Annotated in this window: 11 protein-coding genes; 4 read left to right on the top strand and 7 right to left on the bottom strand. The window is 36.3% G+C overall.

Features of this window, described 5'->3' with window-relative positions; translation table 11 throughout:
- Window positions 1-82 precede the first annotated feature (82 nt).
- From MYP_RS22350 to MYP_RS22340, 3 genes are all read right to left on the bottom strand, one after another.
- Window positions 83-1,021 (bottom strand): SdiA-regulated domain-containing protein, encoded by a 939-nt coding sequence (locus tag MYP_RS22350; RefSeq protein WP_045468698.1) that lies wholly within the window; start codon window positions 1,019-1,021, stop codon window positions 83-85.
- Between the two features lie 168 nt (window positions 1,022-1,189).
- A complete protein-coding gene (locus tag MYP_RS22345) occupies window positions 1,190-1,411 on the bottom strand; it encodes a YwbE family protein (RefSeq protein WP_045468695.1) in 222 nt (73 codons plus the stop codon).
- 216 nt (window positions 1,412-1,627) lie between these two features.
- Window positions 1,628-4,069, bottom strand: coding sequence for a pectate lyase family protein (locus tag MYP_RS22340; RefSeq protein WP_045468692.1), 2,442 nt, complete (start codon window positions 4,067-4,069; stop codon window positions 1,628-1,630).
- A gap of 632 nt (window positions 4,070-4,701) precedes the next feature.
- On the opposite strand from MYP_RS22340, the gene MYP_RS25535 reads away from it, so the two are divergent.
- The 3 genes from MYP_RS25535 to MYP_RS26250 all read left to right on the top strand — a co-directional run bounded on the left by MYP_RS25535 (window position 4,702) and on the right by MYP_RS26250 (window position 7,712).
- Window positions 4,702-6,762, top strand: coding sequence for a glycosyl hydrolase (locus tag MYP_RS25535; RefSeq protein ID WP_052430439.1), 2,061 nt, complete (start codon window positions 4,702-4,704; stop codon window positions 6,760-6,762).
- A 207-nt stretch (window positions 6,763-6,969) separates the two neighbouring features.
- On the top strand, window positions 6,970-7,359 hold the full coding sequence (locus MYP_RS22330) for a hypothetical protein (protein WP_156140795.1): 390 nt from the start codon (window positions 6,970-6,972) through the stop codon (window positions 7,357-7,359).
- 86 nt (window positions 7,360-7,445) lie between these two features.
- Window positions 7,446-7,712, top strand: a complete 267-nt coding sequence (locus MYP_RS26250) for a hypothetical protein (protein ID WP_156140794.1) — start codon at window positions 7,446-7,448, stop codon at window positions 7,710-7,712.
- A gap of 247 nt (window positions 7,713-7,959) precedes the next feature.
- Here MYP_RS26250 and MYP_RS22325 read toward each other — a convergent pair whose 3' ends face one another.
- From MYP_RS22325 to MYP_RS22315, 3 genes are all read right to left on the bottom strand, one after another.
- Entirely contained in the window at window positions 7,960-8,544 is a 585-nt protein-coding gene (locus MYP_RS22325; RefSeq protein WP_045468686.1) for a DUF1287 domain-containing protein, read from the bottom strand.
- A 166-nt stretch (window positions 8,545-8,710) separates the two neighbouring features.
- Window positions 8,711-9,712: an Lnb N-terminal periplasmic domain-containing protein gene (locus MYP_RS22320; protein WP_045468683.1), complete on the bottom strand. Its 1,002-nt coding sequence runs from the start codon at window positions 9,710-9,712 to the stop codon at window positions 8,711-8,713.
- Window positions 9,713-9,916: 204 nt separating this feature from the next.
- A complete protein-coding gene (locus MYP_RS22315) occupies window positions 9,917-10,549 on the bottom strand; it encodes a hypothetical protein (RefSeq protein WP_052430438.1) in 633 nt (210 codons plus the stop codon).
- Window positions 10,550-10,805: 256 nt separating this feature from the next.
- Between MYP_RS22315 and MYP_RS22310 the strand changes: the two genes are divergently transcribed.
- The gene (locus tag MYP_RS22310; protein ID WP_081990638.1) at window positions 10,806-12,239 is read left to right on the top strand and encodes a T9SS type A sorting domain-containing protein; all 1,434 of its coding nucleotides are present in this window, start codon (window positions 10,806-10,808) and stop codon (window positions 12,237-12,239) included.
- Window positions 12,240-12,337: 98 nt separating this feature from the next.
- Here the strand turns inward: MYP_RS22310 and MYP_RS22305 are convergent, their stop codons facing one another.
- Window positions 12,338-13,723, bottom strand: coding sequence for a hypothetical protein (locus tag MYP_RS22305; protein ID WP_045468673.1), 1,386 nt, complete (start codon window positions 13,721-13,723; stop codon window positions 12,338-12,340).
- Window positions 13,724-14,004 lie beyond the last annotated feature (281 nt).

The raw sequence follows: 14,004 nt of genomic DNA, 5'->3' as shown, positions 1-14,004 counted from the left end.
ATAAATGTCCTTTCACGTTGCCTACCTTTTTAAAATTGCTTAACAATTTGTTACATAAGAAGTATTTTCATGGGCTTTGAGATTAATTTTTATCCGGCGTCGGTTGGAAAATAAGAATTGTAGGGACTTTTTCCTTCCCTTCATTAGAAATTAGCATTGTTCCATTAGGTGAAAATGCAATTCCTTCTGCTTTGGGAAACAATTCAGGGTTAAGTTTTGAAATGTATTTGATGTTGCCCGCCCTGTCGATTACTATCAGTAATTTGTCAGCAGCAGATAGTACATAGATTTCATTGGTCAGTGGGTGGACTGCAAGATCTGAAGGACGGAAGTTAAACGGTTTTAACTTACCTTTTGCTGTATATTCTTTTTGTTGTTCAATATTGAATCTTTGGGCAACTTTTTCTATTTCATTCACATTGATCCGGTATGCAGGCTCTGCTACAAATTCTTTTTTTATCAGATCATATTCATAAATATATCGCTCAGATTTGTTATCGGCTGGTTTGCTTTTCCCAGCTATCAGAAGCCGGTTGTGCAAGCTGTCATAACATAGTCCTTCGTTATTGGCTGTTTGTAGTAAAGGGCTGATATGTTGAATATTTTTACCTCCTGTATGTACGTTGAAGTTATCCAACTCGGTTAGTCTGCCATCGCTGCGCAATACGTAAAGGGATTTATTGATATAGGTAACCCCTTCAAAATCGCCATCCTGGTCAAACTTATGTTCGTATTCGATTGCTTTGTTATTGATATTATAGATGTATGCAGTGCCTAATTCATCCTGAATACAGGCCAAACGCGCCGAGTCAATGAACGTAACCCCTGATACCTCATTTAAAATTTCTGGCAGGGTATAAGTCATTGATGGCTTATTTAAGTCATAAGGCAGATTACCGGAAGTATTATCACTTCTACTACCTGTTTTACCTGAAAGCTCCAGAACGTCTGTTGTTATATTTTGAGAATTGCATCCGGATATTAGAATGGTAATAAATATTATGTGAAGTAAGGCTCTCATTTTCAAATGTACAGTTTAAAGTAATGCTTATACTTTTATTATAGAGTATAAGCTGATACAAATAGTTCAGGATCTCAACTAAGATTGATTTAATTGTTAGTTTTAACGATAGATCATCCTCTGAGATTGTTGGTCGTAGTTTTTACTACAAGATTCCAATTGTGATTATTAGTCTTCCAAAGGATTTCCTATCTCATCTGTAAGAATTTTCTGTACTCTGCCTACCTGTCCATCATCCAGTTTAACCTTTATTCCTCTTGAATGGTGCAGGGAGCTGGTAAGGATGGCTTTTACGATTCCGTTGGTAAGTTTTCCGGTAGCCTGATCTTTTTTTAGAACGATCTCTACTTCCATTCCGGGTTTGATATTCTTACGGTATTCGTTTTTCATATAGTTACTGCAAATATTGTTGTCTGATTTGAAGTGTATGAGAGTGTAGCCCTTAAATAGGTTTACAATCTGTAGATTAAGTCAGAATAGTATCTGCAAATTTAAATAATCCTGGAATAAATTTACTTAAAAATAATTCTCATATTCTTAAACTCATAAATATATAAAAAGGCTGCTTTGTAGGGCAGCCTTTTTCTTTACGTACATTCTTATAGTTTATTTTTTAATAATCTTCGTCGAAATAACTTCCGTTTCAGTCTGAACAATGACAGAATAGAAACCAGGAGCAAGAGTTTCACCTATATGAATTTCATTTAAATGAATCCCGCTAATTTTTTCTGCTATGGCTCCTGAAGCGGATATGATGGTCACAGATTCTATATTTCCTTTATTTTTAAGACTTATCGAGGTGAAGTTGTCAAATGGCAGAGGAGAGACACTGATGCCGGAATTTATAGTACCTATTGTTGATGTTACACACTCAGTTTCAGATTTATTGCAGCCGCAATTCCCTGGCACGAATTTATTCGGGTCATTCGGACATTCATCACCGGCTGTGGCAACATAACCTGCTGGCTGTGAGCATGCGCTAAGTGTATTTTCAGCGTCTCCCTGTCCATCGTTATCTGTATCCTGATACCATACTGCTGAAGGAACTTCAGCTATCTGAACAGGGACTGAAGTTGCTTTGCATCCGTTAGCATCTGTTATCTCCACGGTATAGGTTCCGGATGATTTTGCTTCATAGAGAGGATTTACACCTTTTTTGCTTTGTCCCTCATACCACTGATAGGAAGCACCTCCAGGGCTGGCAGTAAGTATAAGAGATGCGCCTTCACAGAAGCTGCTTGGAGGAGCAGTTATAATAGCTGTAGGTAATGCATTTATAGATATCTGTTTTACCTGAGAAGTCGCCTTGCATCCATTGGCATCAGTAATCTCAACTGTATATGCACCTGCAGCATTAGACGTGTAAGTAGATGCGGTTCCCACCTGAGTTGATCCGTTCAACCATCTGTAAGAAGATCCTGAGCTGGCTGTAAGTGTTATGGAAGCCCCTTCACAGAAGCTGCTTGCCGGAGCAGTTATAATAGCTGTAGGTAATGCATTTACATAAATTTGTTTTACTGCGGATGTTGCTTTGCAACCATTGGAGTTAGTGACTTCAACTGTATATGCACCGGCAGTTTTGGCAGTATAGGTTGAACCTGTTCCTACCTGAGTAGTTCCGTTTTTCCATGTATATGAAGATCCTGAGCTGGAAGTCAGAACAACTGATTCACCTTCGCAGAAACTGCTTGAAGCTGAAGTTATGGTGGCAGTTGGTAATGCTGATACAGTTACCGTTATCACAGACGACTCTCCTTTTGCATTCGAGTTGTCAGTTGCCACTGCTTTTAGAGATAGCATCCCAGTGGAACCTGAAGTATATTCATAAGTATAAGGTGATGAATTGTCTGAGCCTAACAAGGTTAAACCATTATAAAAATCGACTTTTGAAATGCTTCCATCTGAGTCATTTGCAGTGGCAGTTAACGTTATCTTTGTCCCGGCACAAACAGATGATGCAGATGAATTTAAAGTTGCAGTAGGGGGTTGATTTACAGGAGGAGTACCGCAGCCACATTGTGTTGGTCCCTCAAGAGTAGCGCCAGCTCCACAAGAAGTATTCGTAACGAGACTTTGTACAGTACTTGCAGCTGAAACAGTCAGTGAGTAGGGAGGAGTAAATGATGTTCCACTTCCTTTTGTATTTCCGCTTGTATTAGTGAATATGTTGTTCCTTTCTGTGACTGCCTTAAAGTCATTTTGATATAGGTCAATTGGTTTGTTTACCCCGATAAAAACATTGCTTTCTATTAATAGGTCAGCCTTGTAACCCGCCCTGATACAGCTATTCGAAACAGTACTGTTAAAGAGATTGTTTACAAGGTGTATTTTCCCAAAGCGCACCCGAGGCATTCTTTCCACGCATCCTTGTCCCCACCAGCAATATTGAAATGTAACTCTAAGTTTTCCATCATCACCGGTAGCTCCATCAGAACTCCCTATAAGATTGGTATATCTGTGGTCGTTAGATCCGCCGGAACCACCTGCTTTTGGAGGTTTTAGATAACTGAATTTACACCATGTAACAGATATATAATCTGAAGCTGTTTTTATATCAAAATTTCCATCCATCCCATCTCTGAAATCGCAGTGGTCTACCCAGAAATTCTGGCAGTTTTCAAGTGTAAGATTATCATTGCCGTCGGTATCATAGGCTCCAGGACCTTCAAAAGTGAGGTTACGCATGATAAAGTTTGTACATCTCTTTATGTAAAAAATTCCTGATCCGCTTGCAGTCATGTCTACTGAAACCATTTTGGAATTTGGCAGACCGATAATTGTTTTCCCACTTTGATCCTGAATTGTAATTCGTCCATTGGTCGGAAAAGTAATCGTACCTTGTACATGTACTACTTTTACAGAAGCTGTAGTGAGTGCAGATTTTAAATCAGCATAAGTGCTTACAACTTTTGGTGTTGCGGAACCTCCTCCGGTTACGCTTCCGTTTTGTGTAGCCCAGCCTACTACCTTGCACTGATCCTGAGAGTGGGCGATAGTTGCAGTGAATAAAACAATTGAGGCTAAGAGTAATCGTATACTTCTTCTCATGTTATATGTATTAATTGTTTTCGTTTAAGGATGTGTTCAATTGTATTGCTAATACCATTGAATATTCCTGAAGTAACGTTTTTTGATTTTTTAATTTAAAAAAAATGAAAGATATCCCGTTGGGATATTTGTTTTTGAAAATCAGGTTTATATAGCTTTGCTTGGACTCGATAGAGCTTAATCTAATCAACCCTCAGAGCCTGGCTTGATAGTCTTAATATTTGAATGGTATTCGCTTTTCTTTTTGTGAATACCCAAAAAACAGAATAGTCAAAGGGATAACTGGTTAATTACTCTGGTTTTATAGTAATGGCCCCTTATATTTTTTTAAATACTCACCAATAATTTACTTAGATATTTTAAATGAGCTGCAGTAGTCTCAACTTTTTTGCTTTGAATGAATATACCTTTTTGTTTATAAAAAATCATGTTTACGTTATTTGATGTTTACTTAATGCCCTTTTGAACATACTATCTGTAAGTTAAATAATATAAACTTTGGTCCTGGAATTGAATTGTTGATTGTAATTCACTGATTGTTAGTTGTTTGTTTTGGTGTGTGGCATTTGTTTCGGACTGTTAAATGGAGCTAATGAATAAAAGATCATTAATAAAAAAACAACAGATAAAGTATGATTCTAAAATTTACCAGATCGTTAATTGTGTTTTCTGTCCTCTTTTTTGCTGGGCAAGCTTATGGTCAAAAGTTTGAGGCAGAAAGTGCCACACTCGCACCTGCAACCAGTAATCCTGCAATTGTTCAGGCATGTGATAGCTGCTCAAATAAAGCTATTGTATCTACCAGGGAATCTGGTTTTTCACTGCCTCTTTCCGTTGCAAAAGAAGCAAAGTACAATGTCTATATCAAAGTCAGTGCTGCATATGGTCCGAAAATCAATACCATAAAACTTGATGATCTTTCTACCTCACTTGAATTGGCCGAAAATCCAGCTTTTTTAAGAGTGAAATTGATGAGCAATCTTAAACTCACAGCTGGAGCTCATACTTTCGTTTTTGAGAAAAGCTGGGGTTGGGTTAATGTAGACTACATTGAACTTGAAGAGGTACAGGCAGAGTTCTCTGCTAAGCTGGAAGCTGAGGATGGAACTCTAACGCCTTTAGCAAACGGGGCAGAAGTGATTACATGTGCTTCCTGTTCAGGAGGTAAGGCGGTATCTACTAAAGATAGTGGATTTAAAGTCGATGCAGTGATCAGTAAAGCTGCGAATTACAATATTTATTTAATGATAGCTTCTCCAAACGGCAATAAGACCAATGTTTTAACTATCGATCCGGGTACTCCCAACGCACTATCTGTTGATTTCAGCACTACAGAGTCAGAATATGTTAAACTAAAAGTGGTTTCAAATCAAAAGCTTATTGCCGGTACACATGTGATTGAAATTAGCAAAAGCTGGGGCTGGGTAAATGTTGATTATATTGAGCTGGAAGAAGTAGCAGGTGCCAGATTCAACCTGACACAAACTTTGTCTACCCAACACCCTACTGATGAAGCGGCTTGTCTTTATAATTATCTGCTTCAGAATTATGGTCAGAAAATCATTTCTGGAGTAATGACACTGGCGAGTTTTGATGAAACCAATATACTAAAATCACAGACCGGTAAAGAGCCTGGTATTTTAGGGCTTGACTTTATGCATAACAACAGGGGATACAGCTGGTATGATGAGCAGCAAAATCTGAAGGATGCTAAAATCTGGACAGCCAAAAATGGTATTGTAACCATGATGTGGCACTGGAGAGATCCGCTGAAAAAGACAGAAGGGTTTTATGTTCCAGATGGGAATAAGCCTGTAAACGAAGTGACTAACTTTGATATATCAAAAGTAAATGATCCTTCTTCTGCTGAATATAAAGCTATGATGAGCGATATTGATGCGATCTCAGAAAGACTGTTGGAATTCCAGAATAATAATATCCCTTTATTATGGAGACCTTTGCATGAGGCAGCAGGTGGCTGGTTCTGGTGGGGGGCAAAATCAGGAGCTGATTTGCAAAAGCTGTGGAGACTGATGTACGACAGAATGGTGAATGTACATGGCTTGAGAAACCTGCTCTGGGTATGGACGAATAATGGAAATGATGAGCAATGGTATCCTGGAGATGATTATGTAGATATTGTTGGTGTGGACCTTTATAATGTAAATGGAGATCATGGTTCTCAGATATTAAAGTTTAATGCTTTAAACGACAGGTATCAGGGCAAGAAGATGTTAGCTCTTACTGAAGTTGAGGCTAGTCCTGATGCTGATTTGCTCATAAGAGATGAAGCCGCTTGGTCCTGGTACATGCCATGGTATGGCGATTATGCAAGTGGAAATATTAGTGCATTTACAGACTGGAATTTGTGGAAGAAAAACTTTGCAAATGACTATGTTCTAACGGTGGATGAATTGCCTGCTTTGAAAGATGTTTGCACCATTACCAGTATAGAAGCGAAGAGTAATACTGAAACGGTTTTTGAAATTTATCCTACTCTTGTAGAGGATCATTTAAATATAAAAGTTTCTAAGGGGTTGAATTCTATAGCGATATACAATTCCATGGGAGAGCCGATAAGCAAATACGAAGGGGAAGGCGATAATTTAGTAGTGCCTTTTTCAGAGCAGAGACCAGGAATGTATTTTGTAATCATAAATGAAACTAAGACGTTCAAGGTGATTAAAAAATAAGTGTTAACAATCAATTATATAGGTAGAAGGACTGTTGTGTTTGCAACAGTCCTTTTGTTTTTTTTGGGGGTTAGGTGAAATGCTCCCCAGTTGGATTATTTCATTTTTTATTTGAATATGCTCATCCTGTAAGTGTTTGAGAACCTATGGAGTTATTTTTTTTATCTAAAATTCATTAAATTGTATGGCTAAATCAGAATGACTTTAATGAAACCATTACTTTTTACTGCCGCATTCTTATTGTTTTCCTTAAACCTTTTTGGACAAACTTCGGATATAAGAAATTTCAGACATGGGAAATTCAGGGTTCCCTCTGATACTGATGGAGATTATGTTATCATTCGAAAAGGAAATCGTCAGATTGAGTTTATGGAAAAAATCGGAGTGCAAGCTGTGTTTATTGTAAACTGGAAAAGTGATAGTATTTATACACTACGTCCCGCAAAAAACTCTGTCAGGTTATTTCCGAGGTTTCCTAAGAATGCCCTGATAACAGTAAGAATACTTCAGGTAAAAGAACATTCTTATATACAGTTGACAAGCTCTAATTTTGACGAGTATAAATATACTTCTGAAATTTTTAAAGTTGAAGACTAAAATTTAAGGATTCATATTACTGTTTATCAGTTGTCGACAAATGACTTTTAAAACCTATTGAGTAATAATTTTTTACAATTTTTTATATGAAAAAAATCTACCCAATTTTAGTCTTTTTTCTCAGCTCTTGTTTTTACGATCCAATAACCGGTATCGATTATCTGATGGTGAATAATTTAAATGATAAACTGACAATAAAGGTGATTCCTAATAATACTAATAAGGATAGTCTTTCTGTCCATGAAATCCCTCCAGGTCAATCAAAGATAGTTCTTAAAGATTATCGACGGAACATGCAGCTGATTATTATAAAGCACGGATGGAAGCTTTTAAGAAGCTTGAGGTTTCTGTAAAAGGCACTTTGTTTCAGAAAGACTGGCTGCAGAGAAGAGAATGGTACAGGAAGGATAACAAGCATCACGTGACTTATACCTTGATAATTGACTAAAATATTTAATTTGAAAACATATGCTAATCCTTTCTGAAGCTGGTGCAAGCGTCCTCGCTTGTGCCCAAAATATCATAAGCGTCTCGCTTAAATAGAAAACCTACTTTAAATAAAATACTACAAAAATTATCCAGGTCTTTGGTTTTACATTCTTACTTTTTATATCTGTAATGCCCGATAATTTTGTAGCTGAATAAACAATCTTCTATAACCTGTCCTGCTCCAATATTGTGAACTACGAGATGTCTTTGTCCATCTGCTGATTTGTTTTTAACCACAACACCTATATGCGTTACAGCATCATATAGGTTCCAGCAGACTACATCTCCCGGAAGATAATCTTTCGGATTTTGAGAAATTGGTTGTGTGCTGTTATGTCTTGAAAAAAACACCATGAGATTAGGTACGCGCCTGTGGTCTATGTTTTTATCTGGCTTGGTAAGTCCCCATTTGTTGGGGTATTTGCTGAAGTTGACTTTCATGTCTTCATGCACTTCTTTCTGAAGGTCAATGCCTAATTTTCTGTAAGCCCGGATTACAACATCAGTACAAACTCCTTTACCATCAGGTACGTCACCATTGGGGTATTTAATAGCGAAATAAGTCGGATCATATACGACTTTTTGTTTGGTTAAAACGAGGGCAGAGTCGGCTAATCGATCATGAAAGTTTGTTTGAGCAAAGGCAGAACATAAAGTCAGCGGGAGAAAAAGGATAACTAAAAGATTGGTCTTCATAGGTAGAACTTAAAAATGGCTTAAGAAATTTTACTTAAGGCCAACAAAAGAAATGCCAGCTTGTGGGGGAATTAAATATGTATAGAGAGGAGTGAGAGGTAAGGTGTTGATAATAATGGTTTGTAGTTTTATTTTACGAGAATAAAATATACAGGTCTATGTCTTTTTACTTTTCAACTTTTGGCAAATTCGCACGAATGTTTTTCGAAAAGTCCTGAGAATGTTCCGCTTCACCTGCCTGAGCTACATCGTTAATCTTTGAAAGTTTCCGCAGTTCTTCAAAAGGCATTTTTGTATTGATAAACCCTCTATAATAAAGATACTGATCTATAAATCCATTCAGAAAATGATATAAATAAAAGCGCCCTTTTCGTCCTGCTTTATTCGCATATCGAACTATATTAATTGTGCAGTTATTGCTCAGTAAGTGATAAAATTCAGGATGATCTGCTAGTTGATTAACTCGTGATAGGTAGATCAGTAAAAGCTTTCGTGCATTTTCAGGAGCAATCCTTATAGGATAAAGATATACTTCTTCGTGTCTGTGGTTGGTGCGAACACCCACAATATCCCTTTCATCTCCGACCACATAGATCAACTCAAATTGCTTAAAGAGTGAAGCAATAGGAGCGAAGCCTTCTCCAACTTCCGGACGTGTTTCAATGGAAATGCAAAGCGGTAGAGCATTATCAAAATTAAAACTGACAAATGTATGCCCTACTGGTCCTACATGCCAGTATGAGATGAAAAAGTCTACTGATGTCAGATGAGAAAGTAAATAGTCACGTTCTTCCAGACGAACGGTAAAGTCATTATAAGATTTATATACAAAGTTTCTATATCCTGATATATGAATTGTATCTCCATTGATTGTTGCCCTTGGCATCACGGCAACTTCCGGACGCCATTCTCTTTTATGAGAAGGTTTTATTGTAAGCCACCAGAATATGAGTCCCACGTAAGCAATTGCAAAAATAAAGATCAATTTGGGTTGCCTGCTGATCCATATTGCCCAGACACCAAATACCAGGAATATTATTGAAAGTACAACCCTTAAGACAAATATTGGAAGATTGGAAAAGTATATTGCAAGTGTTCCCCATAATAAGAGGAAGAAAATCAGAACCGAAGAAAGAATGGATCCTAAAATTCCTAACAAGCTTTTCATATACTGTTAATATCAGGTATAACTTCTCTGATGGATGGAAGTTATCTTTTCTGATAAATAATAGGAGTATAAATCTTACGATAAAAATAGGGACTATGTCTTTTTCAGAGGATATTTTTATTTAAATATAGTAATATCACTATCACTATCAGGTTCTGCTAAAAGAAGTAATAGTGAAAGTTTAGGTTTGATGAACTGGAAATTTTAGTTGTCAGATAAATCTCTGTTGAAAAAGAAATAATAAAAATTAAAACTTATAAGGCTGTATTTGATACTCATTGCATCCCCGGTTTTGTTTCCAGCCGCTGTAAATTGATGAAAACCTCCTAAAGAATGCTGGTATTGTAACCCGTATTCAATTTTTCCGAACCTTTTGCCTTCACTTCCAATCCTTATTTCTGCAAGATATTTTGAAATAAAGAGGTTTTTATAACTTTGATTTAGAAATGCAACTTCAAGCCAGTCAATAGACAATCCTGAGGTAACTTTGAAATATTTGTAAGGATTAGTAGGATGATTGAAATTATAGAATATCTGAATCGGCACCTGTCGATCAATAATTCCGATGGATGAATCTATGCTAAATAGGCTTCCCAAAGAATTCCTTAAATCCATTCGGGAGTATTGCTGGTAACTGATTACCGTTCCTGTTTCGATCCCCAGCCGGTCTCCCAGAGTATATTGTCCTAAAAATCCGGCAGAATAAAACGCATTACCTTTTAAATCATAGTTGATGCTATTGGTACTTTGTTTTGCTGCCAGACTAGGAATGCTGATGCCCAGTCCTGCTTTTGCCCCCAGACTTATGCTGCTCTGAGCAAAAACTGGTTTGCTCATAAATAGAAATAATGGTAAATAAAAAAGAGTAAATATATACTTCATAAAAATGTTATTTAGTCATTTAACAGTTTAAGCTTGTTATTTATTGTACCATTTCTTCTGACTCAATACATCACTTATGTTTTTTAGTTAGAAATATCAATACAATTATACATTGGAATTGTTCCTTTATTAATCCAGAAGACGCTTATGTAAATTCTATGATAAGCTCTTGGTTTCATGGTCTATATTAGCCGGAAACTAATTATAATTTATGAAATTATTAAAATTTACTCTAATGAATCTGATGGCAGGAGCGATGTCGCTTTCTGCCATATCCCAAACTCACATGATAAACTCTTCTAATGTGCCTTATGCGCATATGGGAGAAAGCGTAGCACAGTATGGAGGTTACTCCTTATTTGGTGCATACGAAGATGGTATAATAACTCCTAATGGGAAAACTTATTCAGGTGCGGTGTACCTTTATAACAACAATGGAGTTCTTGAAAAAAGTTACAGACTTACTGCAGATTCACTTCAGTATGCAAACGTAGGTCGTTCTGTTGCATTAAACAGTAATTTTATTGCTGCAACTGCTACAGGTGTTATTATTACCCAAGGCCCAAGACCATGTGTATATATTGCAGGTAAAACTAACGGAGTTTGGAATAATAACTTCAGCTATAGCATTATTGACCCTGCTGTTGCAATAACTACTGATCTACAGGTGGCCTTAGATGGTTATGGAACCCTTGCAATTGGATCACCTGGAACTGAAATCAATGGGGTTAGGACAGGAGCAGTATTTATCTATGAATTTGTAGGTTCTCAGTGGGTAAAAAAACAGACACTTACACCTCCAAACCAAGTCGTTGATGGAAAATTCGGAAGAGCCATTGCATTTCATAATAATTTGTTAATAGTTGGAGCCCCTGAGAGTAGTGGTGGCCGAGTATATACTTATTCTAAAAACGGAACATGGAATCAATTAAATGTATTCCCTACAGGTGGAATTACTTATGCAGGTGCTAACCTAGGTCATAAAGTGGATATTTCTGATAATACTGCTATTGTAAGTGCTCCTGGGCACAATGGTACAGGAAGTGTATTCTTTTTAGAACTTCAGAGCAATAATCAGTGGGCTGTATCTTCTCAGATTTCAAATCTAAAGGCTGCTTCTGTTGCTATTGAAAATATAAAGGCTGTGGTTGGAGTTGATCAAGCTGAGTATTCTGGAAATGCAACAGCTGTTCAGTTCTACTTTAAAGAGTGGAATGGCTGGAATCTGAAGAAAACCAGAACAAGCACTGAAGCTGGGGATAACTTTGGCTATGATGTGGATATCGAAGGTAGCAAAGTATTGGTATCAAGAAAATATGCTGATAAAGGCAGTATTCCAAATGTTGGCGCTGGAGTGTCATATGATTTTTGGAGTACTATCTACAGCAGTTCCAGAGAAGCCGGAGATTTCGAAGATGCTGCTGATGTAAATAATTTATATCCTAACCCATCTTCGCTTTCTGAAGTTACATTTAACAGTAATGAGGAAATTTTGCAGGTTGATGCTTATGGCCAGAATGGAAGCTCGATTAAATTGGCTTTTTCCGGAAATAAAATTGATGTGAGATCCTTGACTCCAGGTTTGTATACTTTACAGATTAGAACTGCTAAAGGGGTAGAAAGTAAAAAGCTTTCAGTTCTTTAATATAGTTTCAAAAAAAATATAAAAGGAATGCTCATTATTGGGCATTCCTTTTTTTATTATACGTGCTGGGTATGGTAAGTTTATTAATATAATAGAGTTTAATCCCCTTTTACAATATTCGTTTCCCAATCAGAAAAGACTACTGCTTTATTATTTACTTGCACTGAAACTTCAATGTTTTCTTTCTTGCTGCCTTTAATTGAAATGAAAATTTCAACAGGTATATCTTTCTTCCCTTCAGTAAGGGTTTGGATGGTGTTAAATAGTTTTTCCTTATCAAAGAATAAATAGATTCTTATATAGCTCTCTTTTCCGGTGTTGATGAAATACAAAGTGATATTCTGCGGAAGAGGTTTAAGATTTAAAGTATTCAGCTTACTATAGGTACAATCATATCCCCAATACTGTCTGTCGTCAAAATATATGCTGTTTAATTCTCCTGGGCCTTTAATATTATAAACTAATGGAAATACACTTTCTTCCAGTTCAATTCTTGTTTTGAGTCTTCTGCTGTTTTCTTCAATGCTAAGATGATCTGTAAAGATATTTTGTTTTATGTTTGAATTGTATTGATGGAAAAATTCGATAAATTTTATCTTTTCTTTTTCGCTTATCTCCTTGGAGTTTATCTGAAAAGTATATCGGTTTCTATCCTTTGTAGTATATATATTGAGTTCTCCACGTGGAAGTATTTCTACCTTAAGATTTAGCCTTGCAATGTCATCTGAATATTTGTGTATTTTGAATTCATTATATGGGAAATCTATGGTGTCGGTATAATAGGTTTCCTCAACTGGTGAGTACCAGGAGATCATTAATTTGTCCGAATTGATGGGGATAAAACTATTTTCTGGTTCTTCAACCGGATTACCCATTCTAATTTTGTCACGGATATTTACCTGTTTGAGTAATGATTCGGAATGATACAGGCTTTGGTTGCTAATAAAGATAGATGACGTTTTCCCATTAGTAGTATTTATAATCTTTAATGGTTCAATGAAAAGAGGAAGCTCATTATAGTGTGATATCTCGATGCGGGCTTTTACATAGTTGTTTTTATGATCTGACTCATTTATGTAAATTCGTATAGCCGCTATACCATAATATAATACAGGTCCGCCAACAAATAGTATAAGCCAGGAGAAAAATGCAGGTTTATTAAGTATACCTGTTTTAAGGTAAGTAATGTAGAAGTACATTCCAAAACTATAAACAGCGAACAAGCCTATACAGATTAATAATTGAGAAGAAATAATTTCAAATTCACGTGAAGGTCCGGTTCCTTTGCTATCACCCATTCCCCTTGCATATGAAAGAAATAATTGACTACCAAAAGAAAATATAATTGAAAATGCTACTGCAAAAATCACCCCTCCCTTCAATCCGAATTTATATAGGATTGCGAATTGAATCGCTGCAATAATTGAAATGATAATGACAGCAAATGTATTGATTTGGAGTCTTTCTAACTGATAGTCGTCCATTTTTTAATTTGTAAATTCTGTTTTATATTGATAAGTATACAATATCGGTAAATTATTTTTATAGCCATAGTGTTGGTCTTTTAAAGAATAGGTTGTCAATCATGACTCATTGGTAATTTGCAGCTTTGCTTGTATATTGAAATGATATAACCCTTTGTTTGTAAATTGAAAGGATATATTTATTTGTTTTTATTTCAATATTGCTCTATACTTTTGAAGATAAGGTGGGTAATAAGATTTTTACAGATGATGTGAGCTATTTCTATTCGAAATAATTGTCT

Origin of the sequence: Sporocytophaga myxococcoides, assembly GCF_000775915.1 — a bacterium.
Classification (GTDB): domain Bacteria; phylum Bacteroidota; class Bacteroidia; order Cytophagales; family Cytophagaceae; genus Sporocytophaga; species Sporocytophaga myxococcoides_A.
Note: the sequence above shows the minus strand (reverse complement) of the source record. Positions and strands in the feature narration are given on the sequence as shown.

Bases quoted from the DNA above. Each gene is read 5' to 3' on its own strand.
- MYP_RS22315 (WP_052430438.1), bottom strand. From the start codon at position 10,549: ATGAGCAAACCAGTTTTTGCTCAGAGCAGCATAAGTCTGGGGGCAAAA.
- MYP_RS26250 (WP_156140794.1), top strand. From the start codon at position 7,446: ATGAAAAAAATCTACCCAATTTTAGTCTTTTTTCTCAGCTCTTGTTTT.
- MYP_RS22340 (WP_045468692.1), bottom strand. From the start codon at position 4,069: ATGAGAAGAAGTATACGATTACTCTTAGCCTCAATTGTTTTATTCACT.
- MYP_RS25535 (WP_052430439.1), top strand. From the start codon at position 4,702: ATGATTCTAAAATTTACCAGATCGTTAATTGTGTTTTCTGTCCTCTTT.
- MYP_RS22325 (WP_045468686.1), bottom strand. From the start codon at position 8,544: ATGAAGACCAATCTTTTAGTTATCCTTTTTCTCCCGCTGACTTTATGT.
- MYP_RS22305 (WP_045468673.1), bottom strand. From the start codon at position 13,723: ATGGACGACTATCAGTTAGAAAGACTCCAAATCAATACATTTGCTGTC.
- MYP_RS22330 (WP_156140795.1), top strand. From the start codon at position 6,970: ATGAAACCATTACTTTTTACTGCCGCATTCTTATTGTTTTCCTTAAAC.
- MYP_RS22345 (WP_045468695.1), bottom strand. From the start codon at position 1,411: ATGAAAAACGAATACCGTAAGAATATCAAACCCGGAATGGAAGTAGAG.
- MYP_RS22320 (WP_045468683.1), bottom strand. From the start codon at position 9,712: ATGAAAAGCTTGTTAGGAATTTTAGGATCCATTCTTTCTTCGGTTCTG.
- MYP_RS22350 (WP_045468698.1), bottom strand. From the start codon at position 1,021: ATGAGAGCCTTACTTCACATAATATTTATTACCATTCTAATATCCGGA.
- MYP_RS22310 (WP_081990638.1), top strand. From the start codon at position 10,806: ATGAAATTATTAAAATTTACTCTAATGAATCTGATGGCAGGAGCGATG.